This window comes from Pseudomonas sp. G166 (assembly GCF_037027455.2).
GTDB lineage: Bacteria > Pseudomonadota > Gammaproteobacteria > Pseudomonadales > Pseudomonadaceae > Aquipseudomonas.
Window position 1 is genome coordinate 6,124,068 of the sequence record NZ_CP146985.1, and the last position, 18,798, is coordinate 6,142,865.

Annotated in this window: 14 protein-coding genes; 12 read left to right on the top strand and 2 right to left on the bottom strand. The window is 62.0% G+C overall.

Annotated features, from left to right (window positions below; translation table 11 throughout):
• Positions 1 to 137: 137 nt before the first annotated feature.
• Complete coding sequence (locus SGN16_RS27200; protein WP_134926159.1) at positions 138 to 401, top strand: hypothetical protein; 264 nt, start codon at positions 138 to 140, stop codon at positions 399 to 401.
• Between the two features lie 96 nt (positions 402 to 497).
• Here SGN16_RS27200 and SGN16_RS27205 read toward each other — a convergent pair whose 3' ends face one another.
• The gene (locus tag SGN16_RS27205; RefSeq protein ID WP_013694424.1) at positions 498 to 1,601 is read right to left on the bottom strand and encodes a GlxA family transcriptional regulator; all 1,104 of its coding nucleotides are present in this window, start codon (positions 1,599 to 1,601) and stop codon (positions 498 to 500) included.
• A 466-nt stretch (positions 1,602 to 2,067) separates the two neighbouring features.
• Entirely contained in the window at positions 2,068 to 3,444 is a 1,377-nt protein-coding gene (locus SGN16_RS27210; protein ID WP_210641640.1) for an L-serine ammonia-lyase, read from the bottom strand.
• A gap of 423 nt (positions 3,445 to 3,867) precedes the next feature.
• Between SGN16_RS27210 and SGN16_RS27215 the strand changes: the two genes are divergently transcribed.
• The 11 genes from SGN16_RS27215 (at position 3,868) to SGN16_RS27265 (ending at position 18,686) form a co-directional block, all read left to right on the top strand.
• The gene (locus tag SGN16_RS27215; RefSeq protein WP_210641641.1) at positions 3,868 to 4,815 is read left to right on the top strand and encodes a choline ABC transporter substrate-binding protein; all 948 of its coding nucleotides are present in this window, start codon (positions 3,868 to 3,870) and stop codon (positions 4,813 to 4,815) included.
• Between the two features lie 70 nt (positions 4,816 to 4,885).
• Positions 4,886 to 5,731, top strand: a complete 846-nt coding sequence (gene choW, locus SGN16_RS27220; RefSeq protein WP_092333375.1) for a choline ABC transporter permease subunit — start codon at positions 4,886 to 4,888, stop codon at positions 5,729 to 5,731.
• Positions 5,728 to 6,906: a choline ABC transporter ATP-binding protein gene (gene choV / locus SGN16_RS27225; protein ID WP_210641645.1), complete on the top strand. Its 1,179-nt coding sequence runs from the start codon at positions 5,728 to 5,730 to the stop codon at positions 6,904 to 6,906. The genes choW and choV overlap by 4 nt, the downstream gene beginning before the upstream one ends.
• Positions 6,907 to 7,251: 345 nt before the next feature.
• A complete protein-coding gene (gene betI, locus SGN16_RS27230) occupies positions 7,252 to 7,872 on the top strand; it encodes a transcriptional regulator BetI (protein WP_210641647.1) in 621 nt (206 codons plus the stop codon).
• Positions 7,873 to 7,951: 79 nt separating this feature from the next.
• Positions 7,952 to 9,424 carry a betaine-aldehyde dehydrogenase gene (gene betB, locus SGN16_RS27235; RefSeq protein ID WP_335944572.1) on the top strand — a complete coding sequence of 491 codons (1,473 nt, stop codon included), beginning with the start codon at positions 7,952 to 7,954 and terminating at the stop codon, positions 9,422 to 9,424.
• Between the two features lie 148 nt (positions 9,425 to 9,572).
• Positions 9,573 to 11,276, top strand: coding sequence for a choline dehydrogenase (betA, locus tag SGN16_RS27240; protein WP_210641655.1), 1,704 nt, complete (start codon positions 9,573 to 9,575; stop codon positions 11,274 to 11,276).
• A 232-nt stretch (positions 11,277 to 11,508) separates the two neighbouring features.
• A complete protein-coding gene (locus SGN16_RS27245) occupies positions 11,509 to 12,951 on the top strand; it encodes a TldD/PmbA family protein (RefSeq protein WP_335944573.1) in 1,443 nt (480 codons plus the stop codon).
• Complete coding sequence (locus tag SGN16_RS27250; protein ID WP_335944574.1) at positions 12,951 to 14,288, top strand: TldD/PmbA family protein; 1,338 nt, start codon at positions 12,951 to 12,953, stop codon at positions 14,286 to 14,288. The genes SGN16_RS27245 and SGN16_RS27250 overlap by 1 nt, the downstream gene beginning before the upstream one ends.
• 104 nt (positions 14,289 to 14,392) lie before the next feature.
• Entirely contained in the window at positions 14,393 to 15,820 is a 1,428-nt protein-coding gene (gene mdtD / locus SGN16_RS27255; RefSeq protein WP_210641661.1) for a multidrug transporter subunit MdtD, read from the top strand.
• A 206-nt stretch (positions 15,821 to 16,026) separates the two neighbouring features.
• Entirely contained in the window at positions 16,027 to 17,364 is a 1,338-nt protein-coding gene (dbpA, locus tag SGN16_RS27260) for an ATP-dependent RNA helicase DbpA (RefSeq protein WP_238340361.1), read from the top strand.
• A 143-nt stretch (positions 17,365 to 17,507) separates the two neighbouring features.
• The gene (locus SGN16_RS27265) at positions 17,508 to 18,686 is read left to right on the top strand and encodes an NAD(P)/FAD-dependent oxidoreductase (protein WP_335944575.1); all 1,179 of its coding nucleotides are present in this window, start codon (positions 17,508 to 17,510) and stop codon (positions 18,684 to 18,686) included.
• The last annotated feature ends 112 nt before the right edge of the window (positions 18,687 to 18,798 follow it).

The following is an 18,798-nucleotide window of genomic DNA, read 5'->3' on the forward strand; positions in this document are numbered from 1 at the left end:
GTCCAGGCCCGTGCAAGTTAGCCGAAAACGACGCCTCCATAGTCATTCATGACATAGCGACCATTTGCCCTTGCCGCCGCTTCGGGCGGCTACCAGAATCGAGTCACGACCCCAATCCCTGAATAAGGAAAAGCGTCATGATGCACGCCGATTTGATCGACCAGGAAGACCTGCTGGGCCAGCTCAAGGCCCTGGGACTGCAAATACCCAGCGGCTCCACCGCCGAACAAGCGTGCGAGTGCGCGGTACGTGGACTGGACAGGGCCCGCGCCAATGAACTGCGCAAGATGGTCAAGGACATGTATACCAGCGGTGCCACCGTCCTGCCGGCCGTGCGCCAGGCGATCAATGAGCAGCTGTTGCCGGCGTTGACGCAATATCAGCAGACCCATAGCGGCTGATAAAACCAAATCGCGAACAAGCTCGCTCCCACAAGGGTTCTGTGTCGATCACAAAACCTGTGGGAGCGAGCCTGCTCGCGATGAAGGCGCCTCGGTCTAGAGCCTTACACTGGCAAACGTCGACTCATTGCGCGCCTGGCTCAACGCCGACAGCGGGCCGGACAGTGGCGACAGCACCAGCGCCTGGGGCAGCGGCATCATCGCCACCTGTTGCGTGGTGTTGGAGCCTACGCGCTCGTCGCGCGGTGGAATGCCGAAGTATTCGCGGTAGCACTTGGAGAAGTGCGGGGTGGAGACGAAACCGCACACCGAGGCCACCTCGATGATCGACATCGGCGTCTGCTTGAGCAGTTGCCGGGCACGAATCAGCCGCAGCTTGAGGTAATAGCGCGACGGCGAGCAGTGCAGGTATTTCTGGAACAACCGCTCCAGCTGCCGGCGGGATACGGCGACGTACACCGCCAGTTCATCCAGGTCGATCGGCTCTTCGAGGTTGGCCTCCATCAGCGCGACGATTTCCTGCAACTTCGGCTGGTTGGTGCCGAGCATGTGCTTGAGCGGCACACGCTGGTGATCCTGCTCGTTGCGGATGCGCTCGTAGACAAACATTTCCGAGATCGCGGCCGACAATTCACGACCGTGATCGCGGCTGATCAGGTGCAGCATCATGTCCAGCGGCGCGGTGCCGCCAGAGCTGGTGAAGCGGTTGCGGTCGAGGGTGAACAGGCGGGTGCTCATCGACACCCGCGGGAAAGCTTCCTGCATCGCGGCCAGGCATTCCCAGTGCACGCTGCAATCGAACCCGTCGAGCAGGCCGGCGCACGCCAGGGCCCAACTGCCGGTGCAGACCGCACCGAGGCGACGGGATTGACGGGCCTGGCCTTGCAGCCAGGATACGTGTTCACGGGTGACGGTGCGCTGGATGCCGATGCCGCCACAAACGATGACGGTGTCCAGTGCCGGCGCTTTGTGCATGGAAGCATCCGGGGTGATCTGCAAACCGTCACTGGCCCAGACTTGCCCGCCATCGACGGTGAGCGTGGTCCAGCGATACAGCTCGCGACCGGACAGCTGGTTGGCCATGCGCAGCGGTTCTACCGCGGACGCCAGGGAAATCAGCGTGAAATTGTCCAGCAGCAAAAAGCCGATGGATTGAGGCGCACGGTTCTGGGGTTGGGCCCCTGAGTTGGACGTCGTCATCGCGGTATCTCCTCACACAAAGCGGGTGATGGCCTCAGGCGGAGGCTCTTTTTATTGGTTATTGCCATCGTTCTCACGAGGGAGACGGGCTTTACAGCGATAGAGCAATTGCCATGCCTAAATTGAATGCGCGTTCAATAAATCCTGAAAACGACATCGCGGCCTGTCTATATAAGGCGCGCGGCGAGTGCGGTTATAAGCGCCATCAATGGCGGCAGACACCTGCCACAGCGAGCTGTGAGCAGATCGGTAGCACTTGTGGGAACAGGGCTGCGGGGCTTGCGCAACGGGTATCACCACAGGCGCGGATGACGGACGGTCGAGCGGCATGCCGAGGCGAACGCGACAATAGGCGTCTTATCTGTTTGCGACGCGCTAAAAGGTGGCGCGTTTACGGACCGGTGTGCATTTTATGAGCAATATGCGAGCCCTTGTGGCGAGGGAATTTATCCCCTCGCCGCTAGGATCAGCATTCCACCGCACTGACCGCCAAGCCACCGCGCGAAGTCTCTTTATATTTGTCATGCATATCGGCACCGGTATCGCGCATGGTACGAATCACCCGGTCCAGGGAGATGAAATGCTGGCCGTCACCGCGCAGCGCCATTTGCGCGGCATTGATGGCTTTCACCGCGGCAATGGCGTTGCGTTCGATGCAAGGCACCTGCACCAGGCCGCCTACCGGGTCGCAGGTCAGGCCGAGGTTGTGTTCCAGGCCGATTTCCGCCGCGTTGCACAGTTGCTCCGGCGTGGCACCGAGGATTTCCGCCAAGCCCGCCGCCGCCATGGCGCAAGCCGAACCCACCTCGCCCTGGCAACCGACTTCGGCACCGGAGATCGAAGCGTTTTTCTTGCACAGGATCCCCACCGCCGCCGCGCCAAGGAAATAATCCACGACGTTGGCGTCGGTGACCGCCTCGCTGAATTTCATGAAGTAATGCAGCACCGCCGGAATGATCCCCGCCGCGCCGTTGGTCGGCGCCGTGACCATGCGCCCGCCGGCGGCGTTTTCTTCATTGACCGCCAGGGCATACAGGTTGACCCACTCCATGGCGCTGAGGGTCGAGCCGATGACATTCGGCTTGTTCAACTCCTGCAGGCTGCGGTGCAATTTGGCCGCACGCCGACGTACATTCAAACCGCCAGGCAGGATGCCTTCGTGCTTGAGGCCCTGCTCGACGCAATCCTGCATGGCCCGCCAGAGCTTCATCAGGCCGCTGCGAATCTCGTCTTCCGAACGCCAGACCTTTTCGTTGGCCATCATCAACTCGGCCACCCGCAGGTTGTGGCTGCGGCACAGCTCAAGCAGTTCTTCGGCGCTGGAAAAATCGTAGGGCAGCTCGGTGCGGTCCAGGTCTACCACGCCGCTGGAGGCCTGGGCCTGGTCGACGACGAAACCACCGCCGACTGAATAATAGGTATCACGGTGCAGCTCGCCGCTGGCGCCCTCAGCCACCAGCGTCATGGCGTTGGGGTGGAACGGCAGGTTTTCGTCGATCAGGCGCATGTCCCGGGACCAGACGAAAGGCACCGGCAAGCGACCGTCCAGCAGCAGGGTCTGGCTCTCACGCAGTTGTTCGATGCGCGAACCAATCTGCGACGGATCGATAGCGTCCGGCCACTCGCCCATCAAGCCCATGATCACCGCATTGTCACTGCCATGGCCGATGCCTGTGGCCGACAGTGAGCCGAACAATTGCACCTCGACTCGCCGCACGTCGTGCAGCAGTGCTTTGGCACGCAACGCTTCAACAAACAGCGCCGCGGCGCGCATGGGCCCCACGGTGTGGGAACTGGACGGACCGATACCGATTTTGAACAGGTCGAACACGCTGATTGCCATTGCCGAAAATCTCCAGAACGAGCACATCCGGGCGCAGGAGCGCCCGGTGACGGAGCTGCTACGCTCAACGCCGGGATGGCCGCATCATCCGGCTTTTACCTTGGGGGGCGACGTCTGACACCGACGCAATCATGCCCAGCAACGTCGCCCAGCTTTTGCCCAGGTTTTACGCCGTTTTTTTGCAGATCAGGGGCCTGCCGAGGGCGGAAAAAATCTATAAACGACGTCACCGACACTGGATGCGACCCTCCCTGTACTGGATACGACTCACCCTGTAGGCGTCAGATTTGCACTGGTACATGATCGGTTACGGCTCGTTTGCAAGGCCGCGTGTCTGAGAGTGCCCACGCGCCACCAACCGCAACATCCATAAGCGCGGTTGTCCCGACCGGACACTGCCAATAAAACACCAGGAGTCCACCCATGAAAGGTTCCACGCCGTTGTTGTTGGCCGCCATGCTGAGTCTTCCAATGCTGGCCAACGCTGCAGAACCCGCACAATGCAGCACCGTTAACTTCTCCGACGTCGGCTGGACCGACATCACCGTGACCACCGCCACCACCAGCGTGGTACTCGACGCCCTGGGCTACAAGACCAAGACCACGATGATTTCCGTGCCGGTGACCTACAAGTCCCTGGCCGACGGCAAGAACATGGATGTGTTCCTCGGCAACTGGATGCCGACCATGGAAAACGACATCAAAGCCTACCGTGAGGCTGGCACCGTGGAGACCGTGCGTACCAACCTCAAGGGCGCCAAGTACACCCTCGCGGTGCCTCAGGCCCTGTACGACAAAGGCCTGCACGACTTCGCCGACATCCCCAAATTCAAGAAAGAACTGGACGGCAAGATCTACGGGATCGAGCCCGGCAACGACGGCAACCGCCTGATCCAGAGCATGATCGAAAAGAACGCCTTCGGCCTGAAGGACGCCGGCTTCAAGGTCGTCGAGTCGAGTGAAGCGGGCATGCTCTCGCAGGTCGATCGCGCAGCGAAACGCGGCACCGACGTGGTGTTCCTCGGCTGGGCGCCACATCCAATGAATACCCGTTTCAAGATTCAGTACCTGACCGGCGGCGACGACTTCTTCGGCCCGGACTTCGGCGCTGCAACCGTGGCCACCAACACCCGCAAGGGCTACAGCCAGGAATGCAGCAACGTCGGCCAACTGTTGAAAAACCTTGAGTTCACCGTCGACATGGAAAGCTCGCTGATGGGTAACGTGCTCGACGACAAGATGAAACCTGAAGCCGCCGCCAAGGCCTGGCTGAAGAAGAACCCACAGGTGCTCGATACCTGGCTCGCTGGCGTGACCACCATTGACGGTAAACCAGGCCTGGAGGCCGTGAAAGCCAAACTCGCGCAATAACTGCTTATGTTATGCCGGGCGGGTTCGCTCGCCCGGGCTGTTTATCCCTTGCATGCGGACGTTCACTACCATGCTCATTGATCAGAAAATACCCTTGGGCCAGTACATCGCGGGCTTCGTCGAATGGTTGACGCAACACGGCGCCAACACCTTCGATGCAATCGCGCTGTTTCTGGAAACGATGATTCACGGCGTGACGTTTGCGCTGACCTGGTTCAACCCGCTGGCCTTGATCGGCCTCATCGCCTTGCTGGCGCACTTCATCCAGCGCAAATGGGGCCTGACCGTATTCGTCATCGCGTCCTTCCTGCTGATCCTTAACCTGGGTTACTGGCAGGAAACCATGGAAACCCTGGCCCAGGTGCTGTTCGCGACCCTGGTTTGCGTACTGATCGGCGTGCCGCTGGGCATTGTTGCCGCGCACAAGCCGATGTTCTACACCCTGATGCGTCCGGTACTCGATCTGATGCAGACCGTACCGACCTTCGTGTACCTCATTCCTACCCTGACCCTTTTCGGTCTGGGTGTGGTCCCAGGCCTGATCTCCACGGTGGTGTTCGCGATTGCCGCGCCCATCCGCCTGACTTACCTGGGCATCCGCGACGTTCCGGACGAACTGATGGACGCTGGCAAAGCCTTCGGCTGCTCCCGTCGCCAGCTCCTGTCGCGCATTGAACTGCCCCATGCGATGCCGAGCATCGCGGCCGGTATCACCCAGTGCATCATGCTGTCGTTGTCGATGGTGGTGATCGCCGCACTGGTGGGTGCCGATGGCCTGGGCAAACCCGTGGTCAACGCACTGAACACCGCCGATATCGCCCTGGGCTTCGAAGCTGGCCTGGCAATCGTACTGCTGGCGATCATGCTCGACCGAATCTGCAAGCAACCCGACGCCAAAGTAGGGGGTGACGCATGAGCATAATCCGCTTCGACCAGGTCGACGTGATCTTCTCCAGGGATCCACGTGAGGCCCTCAAACTGCTCGACCAGGGCATGACCCGCAACGAAATCCTGAAGAAGACCGGGCAAATCGTCGGCGTTGAAAAAGCCAGCCTGGACATCGAAAAAGGCGAAATCTGCGTGTTGATGGGCCTGTCCGGCTCCGGCAAATCCAGCCTGCTGCGTTGCATCAACGGCTTGAACACCGTGAGTCGCGGCAAGCTGTTCGTCGAACACGACGGCCGGCAGATCGACATCGCCTCTTGCACCCCCGCCGAACTGAAGATGATGCGCACCAAACGCATCGCCATGGTGTTCCAGAAGTTCGCCCTGATGCCTTGGCTGACGGTGCGCGAGAACATCAGCTTCGGCCTGGAAATGCAGGGTCGACCGGAAAAGGAACGCCGCAAGCTGGTGGACGAAAAGCTTGAGTTGGTGGGCCTGACCCAATGGCGCAACAAGAAACCCGACGAGTTGTCCGGCGGCATGCAACAACGGGTCGGCCTGGCCCGCGCCCTGGCGATGGACGCCGACATCCTGCTGATGGACGAACCCTTTTCGGCCCTCGACCCGCTGATCCGCCAGGGCCTGCAAGACGAACTGCTGGAGCTGCAACGCAAACTGAGCAAGACCATCGTGTTCGTCAGCCATGACCTGGACGAAGCCCTGAAGCTGGGCAGCCGCATCGCGATCATGAAAGACGGCCGGATCATCCAGTACAGCAAGCCGGAAGAAATCGTATTGAACCCGGCGGACGATTACGTACGTACCTTCGTCGCCCACACCAATCCGCTCAACGTCCTCTGCGGTCGCAGCCTGATGCGCACCCTGGACAACTGCAAGCGCATCAACGGTTCGGTGTGCCTGGACCCAGGCGGCGATTCCTGGCTCGACCTGGCCGAAGGCAACACCATCAAGGGCGCCCGGCAGAACGGCGCGGCGCTGGACCTGCAAAACTGGGTACCGGGCCAAGCCGTCGAAGACCTGGGCCGCCGCCCGACCTTGGTGGACTCCAACATCGGCATGCGCGACGCCTTGCAGATCCGCTACCAGACCGGCAACAAACTGGTGCTTCACGATAACCAGAAAGTCGTCGGGATCCTGGGCGACAGCGAGCTGTACCACGCATTGCTCGGCAAGAACCTGGGCTGAGCCAACACCAGCAAAAACGCCGCGAGATGAACGCGGCGTTTTTGTTTGGGCCTATCTCAAGCCCATAAAGCCCCCGTGGCACCTCGCCCCATTTCAGTCAATCGATCAGTGGGCACCCCATCAACGGGTGTTATAAAGACATCCCGAAAAACCTCGCCCTACGCAGCGAGGTCACGCTTTCTCAGGTGCCACATGCCCATTTGCGCATAGGAGTTTCGGCAAACAGCGACGAGTCGTCGCAGAACTTATTTTTTGTTGATTGAACGTTCAATCAAAACAAAATAGACTGGCTTTCGTTCCGGCAGACGACATTCGTGCGCCGGATGGCCTAAGGAGATGTGCTAGATGCCCAAGGTCGGTATGCAACCCATCCGCCGCCAACAACTGATCGAAGCCACGTTGCAAGCGGTCGATCAGGTCGGAATGGGGGACGCCAGCATTGCGCTGATCGCCCGTTTGGCCGGTGTCTCCAACGGCATCATCAGTCACTACTTTCAGGACAAGAACGGCCTGATCGCGGCCACGGCCCAGTACCTGATGACTGTCCTGAGCGAGAACGTCACCGCGCGCCGCCAGGCGCTCGAGGATTCGAGCCCACGGGCGCACCTCAAGGTGATCATCGAAGGCAACTTCGACGCCAGCCAGGTCAATGGCCCGGCAATGAAAACCTGGCTGGCCTTCTGGGCCACCAGCATGCACCACCCGTCACTGCACAGGTTGCAGCGGATCAACGATCACCGTCTGTATTCCAACCTGTGTTGCCAGTTCCGCCGCGTGCTGCCCCTCGATGAGGCCCGCAGCGCAGCTCGGGGCCTGGCCGCTCTGATTGACGGTTTATGGTTGCGCGGGGCGCTGTCGGGAGACGCGTTCGATACCGCCCAGGCGCACCGGATCGCTTACGAATACATGGATTTCCAACTGGCTAAAGCAGGGGTACCAGAGCCCACAGAACCGCTCGATTCCTGAACCGCCGCCGAACCGCGTAGTCAGCTATAGACGACACGCCCGGTGGTCAGCCAACCACTTATGCACTTGCGAGGACTTTATGGCCCGTTTCGAACTGCAAAAACTCTACATCGATGGCGCGTACAGCGATGCCAGCGGCGACGCCACTTTCGAAGCCATCAACCCTGCCAACGGTGAAGTTCTTGCCCAAGTGCAGCGTGCAACGTTCGAGGACGTCGAGCGTGCCGTGGTCAGCGCCGAGAAGGGCCAGAAAGTCTGGGCCGCCATGACCGCCATGCAGCGCTCGCGCATCCTGCGCCGTGCCGTGGAGATCCTGCGCGAGCGCAACGATGAGCTGGCTGCCCTGGAAACCCTCGACACCGGCAAGGCCTACTCCGAAACCCGCTACGTCGACATCGTCACCGGTGCCGACGTGCTGGAATACTACGCCGGCCTGGTGCCGGCCATCGAAGGCGAACAGGTTCCGCTGCGCACCACTTCGTTCGTCTACACCCGCCGCGAGCCGCTGGGCGTGGTGGCCGGTATCGGCGCGTGGAACTACCCGATCCAGATCGCCCTATGGAAATCCGCCCCGGCCCTGGCAGCCGGTAACGCGATGATCTTCAAGCCAAGCGAAGTCACCTCGCTGACCACCTTGAAACTGGCCGAGATCTACACCGAGGCCGGCGTCCCGGCAGGTGTGTTCAACGTACTGACCGGCAGTGGCCGCGAAGTCGGCACCTGGCTGACCGAGCACCCGCGCATCGAGAAAATTTCCTTCACCGGTGGCACCGACACCGGCAAGAAAGTCATGGCCAGCGCCTCGAGTTCTTCGCTCAAGGACGTGACCATGGAACTGGGCGGCAAGTCGCCGCTGATCATCTTCGATGACGCCGACCTGGATCGCGCCGCCGACACCGCGATGATGGCCAACTTCTACAGCTCCGGCCAGGTCTGCACCAACGGCACCCGCGTGTTCGTACCGAGCCATCTCAAGGCGGCGTTCGAAGCCAAGATCGCCGAACGCGTGGCGCGCATCCGCATCGGAAATCCAGAAGACGAAAACACCAACTTCGGCCCACTGGTGAGCTTCGCCCACATGGAAAGCGTGTTGGGCTACATCGAGAAAGGCAAGGCCGAGAGCGCGCGCCTGCTGTGCGGCGGCGGGCGCTTGACCGACGGCGAATTGGCCAAGGGCGCGTTCGTCGCCCCGACCGTGTTCACCGACTGCACCGACGAGATGACCATCGTGCGTGAGGAAATCTTCGGCCCGGTGATGAGCATCCTCACCTACGAAACCGAAGAAGAAGTGATCCGCCGCGCCAACGATACCGACTTCGGCCTGGCCGCCGGCGTCGTCACCCGCGACCTGAACCGCGCCCACCGCGTGATCCACCAGCTCGAGGCCGGCATCTGCTGGATCAATGCCTGGGGTGAATCCGCCGCTGAAATGCCAGTCGGCGGCTACAAGCAATCGGGCGTAGGCCGTGAGAACGGCATCAGCTCGCTGAACAATTTCACACGTATCAAATCGGTGCAGGTCGAACTGGGCGATTACGCGTCGGTGTTCTGATCCAGCGTCGTCTCTGAGACCGCCATCGCGAGCAGGCTCGCTCCCACAGGAGCCCGCATTCCAATGTGGGAGCGAGCCCTGCTCGCGATCGAGTGTGAAGCACTCGCAAGGTCTGACCTGAACCCAATTCAACAAGAGGGTGCATTTCATGTCCCAAGAATTCGATTACATCATCATCGGTGCCGGTTCGGCCGGTAACACCCTGGCCACTCGCCTGACCGAAGATGAAGGCGTCACCGTCCTGTTGCTCGAAGCCGGCGGTCCGGACTACCGCCTGGACTTCCGCACACAAATGCCCGCCGCCCTGGCGTTCCCGTTGCAGGGCCGGCGCTACAACTGGGCCTACGAGACCGACCCGGAGCCGCACATGAACGGCCGTCGCATGGAGTGCGGTCGCGGCAAGGGCCTGGGCGGCTCTTCGCTGATCAACGGCATGTGCTACATCCGCGGCAACGCCCTGGACTATGACAACTGGGCCAAGCTACCGGGCCTGGAAGACTGGACCTACCTGGACTGCCTGCCGTACTTCCGCAAAGCCGAAACCCGCGACATCGGCCCGAACGACTACCACGGCGGTGATGGCCCGGTCAGCGTGACCACACCCAAGGCTGGCAACAACCCGCTGTTCCACGCCATGGTCGAAGCCGGCGTGCAGGCCGGTTACCCACGTACCGAAGACCTCAACGGCTATCAGCAGGAAGGTTTTGGCCCGATGGACCGTACCGTCACGCCGAACGGTCGTCGGGCCAGTACCGCGCGCGGTTACCTGGACATCGCCAAGAAGCGTTCGACACTGACCATCATCACCCACGCCCTGACCGACAAGATCATCTTCGAAGGCAAACGGGCAGTGGGCGTGCGTTACCTGGTAGGCGCCGCCGAGGAGCGCGTCGAGGCCCGGGCGCGCAAGGAAGTGCTGCTGTGCTCTGGCGCCATCGCCTCGCCGCAGATCCTGCAACGTTCCGGCGTCGGTCCGGCCAAACTGCTGGAAAGCCTCGACATCCCAGTGGTCCATGATCTGCCGGGCGTTGGTGAAAACCTGCAGGATCACCTCGAGCTGTACCTGCAATACGCCTGCACTCAACCGGTTTCGCTGTACCCATCGCTGCTCTGGTACAACCAGCCGGCCATCGGCGCCGAATGGCTGTTCAACGGCACGGGCATCGGCGCCAGCAACCAATTCGAGGCCGGCGGTTTCATCCGCACCCGCCCGGATTTCGATTGGCCGAATATTCAGTATCACTTCCTGCCGGTGGCGATTAACTACAACGGCAGCAACGGTGTGAAGGAGCACGGTTTCCAGGCACACATGGGCTCCATGCGTTCGCCAAGCCGTGGCCGGATCCAGGCCAAGTCCAAGGACCCGCGCCAGCACCCAAGCATCCTGTTCAACTACATGGCCACCGAGCAGGACTGGCAGGAGTTTCGCGACGGCATCCGCCTGACCCGAGAGATCATGCAGCAGCCGGCGCTGGACCAATTCCGCGGTCGCGAGATCAGCCCCGGCATCGACGTGCAGACCGACGAGCAACTGGACCAGTTCATCCGCGAACATGCCGAAACCGCATTCCACCCGTCCTGCTCGTGCAAGATGGGCACTGACGACATGGCGGTGGTGGACGGCGAAGGTCGCGTGCATGGCATGCAAGGGCTGCGGGTGGTCGACGCCTCGATCATGCCAATCATCACCACTGGCAACCTGAACGCACCAACGATCATGATCGCCGAGAAAATCGCCGACAAGATCCGCGGGCGCCAACCATTGCCACGCAGCACCGCGCCGTACTACGTGGCCGGTGACGCGCCGGTGCGTGGTAAGCCAATGCGCGAAGTGGGGCCTATGGCGCAGTAAGAACCTCTACCGCTATCGCGAGCAAGCTCGCTCCCACAGGGATCTGCGACGAGCACAGACTTTGGTGTCCGACAGCCGTCAACTGCGGGAGCGAGCTTGCTCGCGATGGCGTCCGACCTGACACCCTAAATCCTCATCTACCTTGATCCCGCCCCCGCCCCAGGCCTAATCTAGGGCCGCCGCGTCAACGCGCCGCACCTCGCTGCACCGCCACTCCAGACAAGGAGGTTCCATGTTCGACTTCCACCCCCAGCTCAAGCAGCGCTTTGCTGCCTTGCGCACGGGCGCTGAATTTTTTTCCCTGCGTTATGTGCGCGAGTCCGGCCAGCACTTGTCGGTGCGCAAGAACGTCGCCGAACCGCCCAGCCTGGCCCGCGATGAAGGCGCGATGCTCACTGCGCGAGTCAATGGTGTCGAGGCGTATGCCTCCACCAACGATCTGTCCCAGGCCGGCCTACAGGCAGCGCTGGAGCGGGCCGAGCAGCAAGCCCGCCAGCTCCAGCCCCACGCCCTGCTCGACCTGCGCGAGCAAGGGGTGTCCAGCGACCGCGCCGATTACCTCTCACCTGATTTCGACCAAGCCTTCCCTTCCCTGAGCGACTGTTACCAATTGCTCAGTGACGAATCGGCCGCAGTGCCCGTGGACGAGCGCCTGGTGAACTGGCAAGTCAGCATCGGCCTGACCCAGGTCGAGCAGATTTACCTCAACAGCGCCGGCGCCGAACTGCGCCAGGCCCAGCGTTTTATCTATCCGGCCCTGGATGTCACCGCTTTCGACGGTCAAGACAGCCAGACCCGCACCCTGGGCCGCGAGAATTTCGGCCAGCAAGGCGGCTTCGATGTGATCAGCCGCTGCGGCCTGATCGGCGCCGCCCCCAGGATCGCCGACCAGGCCCTGCAACTGCTGATGGCGCCGAACACGCCGCAAGGCCCACGGGACCTGCTGCTGATGCCCGACCAGATGATGCTGCAAATCCACGAGTCCATCGGCCATCCACTGGAGCTGGACCGCATCCTGGGAGACGAGCGCAATTACGCCGGCACCAGCTTCGTCAAGACCAGCGACTTCGGACACCTGCAATACGGCTCCAACCTGTTGAACGTGACCTTCGACCCGAACATTCCCGAGGAACTGGCCAGCTACAGCCATGACGACGACGGCACGGCCGCCAGCAAGCAGTTGCTGATTCGCGAAGGCCTGCTGCTGCGTCCGCTGGGCGGAGCACTCTCGCAGTTCCGTGCCGGCCTCAATGGTGTCGCCAACAGTCGCGCCTGCGGTTGGAACCGCCCACCCATCGATCGCATGGCGAACCTGAACATCGAGCCCGGCGACCAGTCCCTGGAACAACTGATCCAAGGCATCGAGCACGGTGTGCTGATGCGCACCAACCGCTCCTGGTCCATTGACGATGCCCGGAACAAATTCCAGTTCGGCTGCGAGTGGGGCCAATTGATCGAGAACGGCGAGCTCAAAGGCGTGGTGAAAAACCCCAACTACCGGGGCATTTCCGCACAGTTCTGGAAGAGCCTGCGCGCCGTGGGCGATGCCAGTACCTTCCAGGTCTTGGGCACCCCGAACTGTGGCAAGGGCGAGCCGAACCAGGTCATCCGTGTCGGCCATGCGTCGCCGGCGTGCGTGTTCAGCAACGTTGATGTGTTTGGGGGAGATGCCTGATGAGCACCGTCAATAATCAGGCCGTAGCGTTCAAGGCGTTGGTCGACTGGCTGGGCGATGCCCTGCGCGAGCCCGAACAGTTCACCCTCAGCTACGCCGCCGAATCCTCTGCCTTCGTGCGCTTCAACCACGGCAAGGTCCGCCAGGCCGGGCAGGTGCAACAAGCCAATGTCAGTTTCAAACTGATCGACGACGGGCGCCACGCCGACTTGCAGATCACCTTGTCCGGTGAAGCCAAGACGGATGTGCAACGCCTGGCCGAAGGCCTGCAACAACTGCGCGAAACCTTGCCGTTGCTGCCCCGTGATCCGTACCTGCTGCTCAACCACAACCACCGGCAGAGCAACAACGTGCAAGACCACCCGCTGCCGGAAACCGAGCAGGCCGTTGCTCAAATCACCCGCGCCGCCGAAGGCCTGGACCTGGTCGGCTTCTACGCCGCCGGGCCCATCAGCCGTGGCTTCGCCAGCTCTTCAGGGGCGTTCGGTTGGCACCAGGCCAACAGCTTCAACTTCGATTTCAGCCTGTTTCATGAGAACGGCCAGGCGGTGAAGGCCAGTTACGCCGGGCATGAATGGAGCGACGAAGGGTTTGCCCAGCGCTTCGCGCAGGCCCGCGAGCAACTAGCGTTCCTCGGCCGGCCACTGCGCACGTTGCCGCCCGGCGAATACCGCGCCTACCTGGCACCGGCGGCCCTGGAAGAAATCATGGGCATGCTCAGTTGGGGCGGGTTCTCGGCCCGGGCAATTGCCAGCAAGCAGAGCCCGTTGCAGAAGTTCTACGCCAACGAAGCCAGTTTCAGCCCCAACGTATGGTTGAGCGAGCAAGTCAGTGGTTCCTTGAGCCCGGCGTTTTCCGACGAAGGTTACCCCCGTGACGACCTGGGGCTGATCGCCAAGGGCACGGCCAATGCGCGGCTGGTCAATTCCCGCAGCGCCGCCGAATACGGCCTTACCGCCAATGGTGCCAGCAGCTACGAATACCCCACGGCACTGGACATGAAGGGCGGACAGCTGGAGCACAAAGACATCCTCGAACAACTGGGCACCGGGCTGTACATCAGCAACCTCTGGTACCTGAACTACTCGGACCAACCCGCCGCACGCCTGACCGGCATGACCCGCTTCGCCACGTTCTGGGTCGAGAACGGCCAGATCGTGGCGCCGGTCAGTACCATGCGCTTCGACGACAGCGTCTACAGCCTGCTCGGCTCGCAGCTCGAAGGCCTGACCCGGGAGCGCGAACTGCTGCTTTCGGCCAGCACCTACAGCCAGCGCGCCACGGCCTCGATGCTGTTGCCGGGGGCACTGGTCAAGCGGGTGACTTTAACGCTGTAAACCCAACCCTACACACCTGTGAAGGGGGTTACTTGTGGCGAGGGGATAAATCCCCTCGCCACAACGGCGTTCGCACTTGATCAACCTGTCATACAAGAGGCCCCATGCCCAACCGCGCACCGCTCGATGCTGTCACCGCCCGCTGGCTCCCGTGGGTCGTGGCGATTGCCTTCTTCATGCAGTCCCTGGACGGGACCATCCTCAACACCGCCCTGCCCGCCATGGCCAGCGACCTGGCGGAAAACCCGCTGCGCATGCAGGGCGTGATCATTGCCTACATGCTCACCGTGGCGCTGCTGATCCCGGCCTCGGGCTGGATCGCCGACCGCTTCGGCACCAAGAAGATTTTCTTCGGCGCGATCCTGTTGTTCAGCTTCGGCTCGCTGCTGTGCGCCTTGTCCCACTCGCTGGGCATGCTGATCGGCGCGCGGGTGATCCAAGGCCTGGGGGGCGCGCTGATGATCCCGGTCGGTCGGCTGGTGGTACTGCGGGCCTACCCTCGCTCGGAGCTGGTGCGGATCATGGGCTTCATCACCATTCCCGGCCTGCTCGGCCCGCTGATCGGCCCGACCATGGGCGGCTGGATGGTGGAGTACCTGACCTGGCACTGGATCTTCCTGATCAACCTGCCGGTGGGCGTGATTGGCTGCTATGCGGTATGGAAGTTCATCCCCGACCTGCGCGGCAGCGAGCGCACCCGGTTCGATGGCCTGGGTTTTTTGCTGTTCGGCGCGGCAATGGTGTTGATCACCATTGCCATGGAAGGCCTGGGGGAACTGCACCTGCCGCACTTGCGGGTGATGTTGCTGTTGTTCGGTGGCATGGCCTGCCTGGCGGCTTATTGGCTGCGGGCCGGGCATGTCGAGAACCCGCTGTTCGCACCGTCGCTGTTCAAGACCCGGACCTTTGCCGTGGGCATCCTCGGTAACCTGTTCGCCCGTCTGGGCAGCGGCGCCCTGCCATTTTTGGTGCCGTTGCTGTTGCAAGTGGCCCTGGGCTACTCGCCGTCCCAGGCCGGCATGAGCATGCTGCCGCTGGCGGCGGCGGCCATGTTCGCCAAGTCCGTGGCCCGACCGTTGATCGAACGCCTGGGCTATCGCATCGTCCTGACCGGCAACACCCTGGCCCTGGGCCTGATGCTGGCGAGCATGGGCCTGGTCAGCGAGCAAACGCCATATTGGTTGCTGCTGGTACAACTGGCCGTGCTGGGGGCGATCAACTCGCTGCAATTCACCGCGATGAACACCGTGACCCTGATCGACCTGGACGACGCCAGCGCCAGCAGCGGCAACAGCCTGCTGTCGGTGGTGGCACAACTGTCCCTGAGCCTCGGCGTGGCCTGCGCCGGCGCCCTGCTCGGCGGCTTCACAGCCCAGGTTGGCAACGATGGGGTCGAGACGGTGCTGGGAGCGTTCCAGTTGACGTTCGTCACGGTGGGGATCATGGCGATGCTGGCGGCGACGATTTTTTCCCAGTTGTCGAAGCAGGATGGACGGCGGGTCAAGCGGCCGGATGAGCATATCGAGCACTGACCAGGCTCCAGTAGATTTGAGGAGCTATTGTGGCGAGGGGATAAATCCCCTCGCCACAGATTGATCACCCCGAGAGCGCCACAGCTCGTCCAGAACTTTCGAAGAAAGTGGCACGAGGCTGCTACACTGCGCGACATTTTGTTTTGCAGGCCAGTCCCGTGACCACCATCGCCACCGCTTTTAATACTTTGCCGCTGTCCGCCGCCATGCTGGCTAACCTCGAATCACTCGGTTATGCCCAGATGACGCCGATCCAGGCGCAAAGCTTGCCGGTGATCCTCAAGGGCATGGACCTGATCGCCCAGGCCAAGACCGGCAGCGGCAAGACTGCGGCTTTCGGCATTGGCCTGCTGAACCCGATCAACCCGCGCTTCTTCGGCTGCCAGGCACTGGTGATGTGCCCGACCCGCGAACTGGCCGACCAGGTCGCCAAGGAAATCCGTCGCCTGGCCCGCGCCGAAGACAACATCAAGGTCCTGACCCTGTGTGGCGGTGTGTCCTTCGGCCCGCAGATCGCCTCCCTTGAACACGGCGCCCACATCATCGTCGGCACGCCAGGGCGCATCCAGCAACACCTGCGCAAAGGCTCGCTGGTGCTCGATGGTCTCAACACGCTGATCCTCGACGAAGCCGACCGCATGCTCGACATGGGCTTCTACGATGCCATCGAAGACATCATCCAGCAGACCCCGGAACGCCGCCAGACACTGCTGTTCTCCGCCACCTACCCGGTGGGCATCAAGCAGCTGTCGTCCAAGTTCATGCGTAACCCGCAGCAAGTCAAAGCCGAGGCGTTTCACTCCGACGCGCAGATCGAGCAGCGCTTCTACGAGATCTCTCCTGAAGAACGCATGGACGCGGTAGTCAAGGTGCTGGCGCACTTCCGCCCGGCCTCCTGCGTGGCGTTCTGCTTCACCAAGCAACAGGTCCAGGAAACCGTCGATCACCTGACATCCAAAGGCATCTCCGCCGTCGGCCTGCATGGCGACCTGGAACAGCGCGACCGTGACCAGGTGTTGGCGATGTTCGCCAACCGCAGCACCTCGGTGCTGGTGGCTACCGATGTAGCGGCACGCGGCCTGGACATCGATGCCCTGGACATGGTGATCAACGTCGAACTGGCCCGGGATTCGGAAATCCACATCCACCGCGTCGGCCGCACCGGCCGCGCCGGGGAAAAAGGCATCGCCATCAGCCTGGTGGCGCCGTCCGAAGCCCACCGCGCCCAGGCCATCGAGCAACTGCAGAAGTCGCCGTTGAGCTGGGACCAACTGGACAACCTCAAGTCCCAGGGCGGCGGCCCGCTGCTGCCGGCCATGAGCACGCTGTGCATCGGTGCCGGGCGCAAAGACAAAGTCCGCCCCGGCGACATCCTCGGCGCCCTGACCGGCGACGCTGGCATCCCCGGCGCCCAGGTTGGCAAGATCGCGATTTTCGATTTCCAGGCCTATGTGGCCGTGGAGCGCGGCATTGCCAAACAGGCACTGCAACGCCTGAACGATGGCAAGATCAAGGGCCGGTCGTTGCGGGTGCGGATCCTCTGACGAGGATCGTTCCCACGCTCTGCGTGGGAATGCTGTCCGGGACGCTCCGCGTCCCTTGCTGTCAAGCTTGACGCAGAGCGTCACAGGATGCGTTCCCACGCAGAGCGTGGGAACGATCGTAGGAAAGCCGAGAGGACACCGTTTTGCGCTCTACCGAAGTCGTGATCATTGGCGCTGGCGCCGCAGGGTTGATGTGCGCACTGAGCGCTGCCGCGCGCGGACGGCAGGTGATGTTGCTGGACCACGCCAACAAAGCCGGCAAGAAAATCCTCATGTCGGGCGGTGGACGCTGCAATTTCACCAACATGTACACCGAGCCGGGCAATTTTCTCTCGCAGAACCCGCATTTCTGCAAATCGGCCCTGGCCCGCTACACCCAATGGGATTTCATCGCCCTGGTGGCCAAGCACGGCGTGCCCTATCACGAGAAAAAGCTCGGCCAGTTGTTCTGCGATAACAAGTCCAGCGACATCCTCGGCCTGCTACTGGAGGAGTGTGACCAGGCTGGCGTCAAGCTGCACCTGGATACCTCGATCACACAGATCGAAAAAACCGACAGCGGCTACCTGCTGCAAACCACCCTTGGGGCCGTCAGTTGCCAATCCTTGGTGATCGCCACCGGCGGACTGTCGATCCCCACCCTGGGCGCTACCGGCTTCGGCTATCAGGTGGCGAAACAGTTTGGCCATCAACTGCTGCCAACCCGCGCCGGGCTGGTGCCGTTCACCATCACCGATCAACTCAAGACGCTGTGCACCGAGCTCTCGGGCACTTCGGTCGATTGCCTGGTGAGCTGCAACGGGCAGAGTTTTCGCGAGAACATCCTGTTCACCCACCGCGGCCTCAGCGGCCCGGCGATCTTGCAGATTTCGTCGTTCTGGGAACCGGGGGACACGGTGCAGATCAACCTGCTGCCCGACCACGACGTGCCGCAATGGCTGCAACAGCAACAGGCCGAACGTCCCAACAGCGAGCTGAAAACCCTGCTGGGCGAGCTGTTCACCAAGAAAATGGCCAACCTGCTGGCCGATACCTGGTTCGTCTCCAAACCCATGAAGCAATACACCCACGCGGAACTGGCGGACATTGCCGAGAAACTGGCGAGCTGGAATGTCGTCCCGGCCGGCACCGAAGGCTACCGCACCGCCGAAGTCACCCTGGGCGGCGTCGACACTCGGGAGGTCTCGTCCAAGACCATGGAATCGCTGAAAAGCCCCGGGCTGTATTTCATTGGCGAAGTGCTGGACGTCACCGGGCACCTGGGCGGGTTCAACTTCCAGTGGGCCTGGGCGTCGGGTTATGCGGCGGCGCAATACGTCTGACACAACAAAAATAAAAGGCAGGCAATGACCTTGTGGGAGCAAGCTTGCTCGCGATAGCGGTGGTTCAGTCAACATCAATGCGACCGACCTGACGCCATCGCGAGCAAGCTCG

What these genes read in the sequence shown, in the direction of transcription:
- mdtD (WP_210641661.1), top strand. Translation starts at nt 14,393, where the DNA reads ATGCCCAACCGCGCACCGCTCGATGCTGTCACCGCCCGCTGGCTCCCG.
- SGN16_RS27210 (WP_210641640.1), bottom strand. Translation starts at nt 3,444, where the DNA reads ATGGCAATCAGCGTGTTCGACCTGTTCAAAATCGGTATCGGTCCGTCC.
- dbpA (WP_238340361.1), top strand. Translation starts at nt 16,027, where the DNA reads ATGCTGGCTAACCTCGAATCACTCGGTTATGCCCAGATGACGCCGATC.
- betI (WP_210641647.1), top strand. Translation starts at nt 7,252, where the DNA reads ATGCCCAAGGTCGGTATGCAACCCATCCGCCGCCAACAACTGATCGAA.
- SGN16_RS27250 (WP_335944574.1), top strand. Translation starts at nt 12,951, where the DNA reads ATGAGCACCGTCAATAATCAGGCCGTAGCGTTCAAGGCGTTGGTCGAC.
- SGN16_RS27215 (WP_210641641.1), top strand. Translation starts at nt 3,868, where the DNA reads ATGAAAGGTTCCACGCCGTTGTTGTTGGCCGCCATGCTGAGTCTTCCA.
- choW (WP_092333375.1), top strand. Translation starts at nt 4,886, where the DNA reads ATGCTCATTGATCAGAAAATACCCTTGGGCCAGTACATCGCGGGCTTC.
- SGN16_RS27205 (WP_013694424.1), bottom strand. Translation starts at nt 1,601, where the DNA reads ATGACGACGTCCAACTCAGGGGCCCAACCCCAGAACCGTGCGCCTCAA.
- SGN16_RS27200 (WP_134926159.1), top strand. Translation starts at nt 138, where the DNA reads ATGATGCACGCCGATTTGATCGACCAGGAAGACCTGCTGGGCCAGCTC.
- betA (WP_210641655.1), top strand. Translation starts at nt 9,573, where the DNA reads ATGTCCCAAGAATTCGATTACATCATCATCGGTGCCGGTTCGGCCGGT.
- SGN16_RS27245 (WP_335944573.1), top strand. Translation starts at nt 11,509, where the DNA reads ATGTTCGACTTCCACCCCCAGCTCAAGCAGCGCTTTGCTGCCTTGCGC.
- betB (WP_335944572.1), top strand. Translation starts at nt 7,952, where the DNA reads ATGGCCCGTTTCGAACTGCAAAAACTCTACATCGATGGCGCGTACAGC.
- choV (WP_210641645.1), top strand. Translation starts at nt 5,728, where the DNA reads ATGAGCATAATCCGCTTCGACCAGGTCGACGTGATCTTCTCCAGGGAT.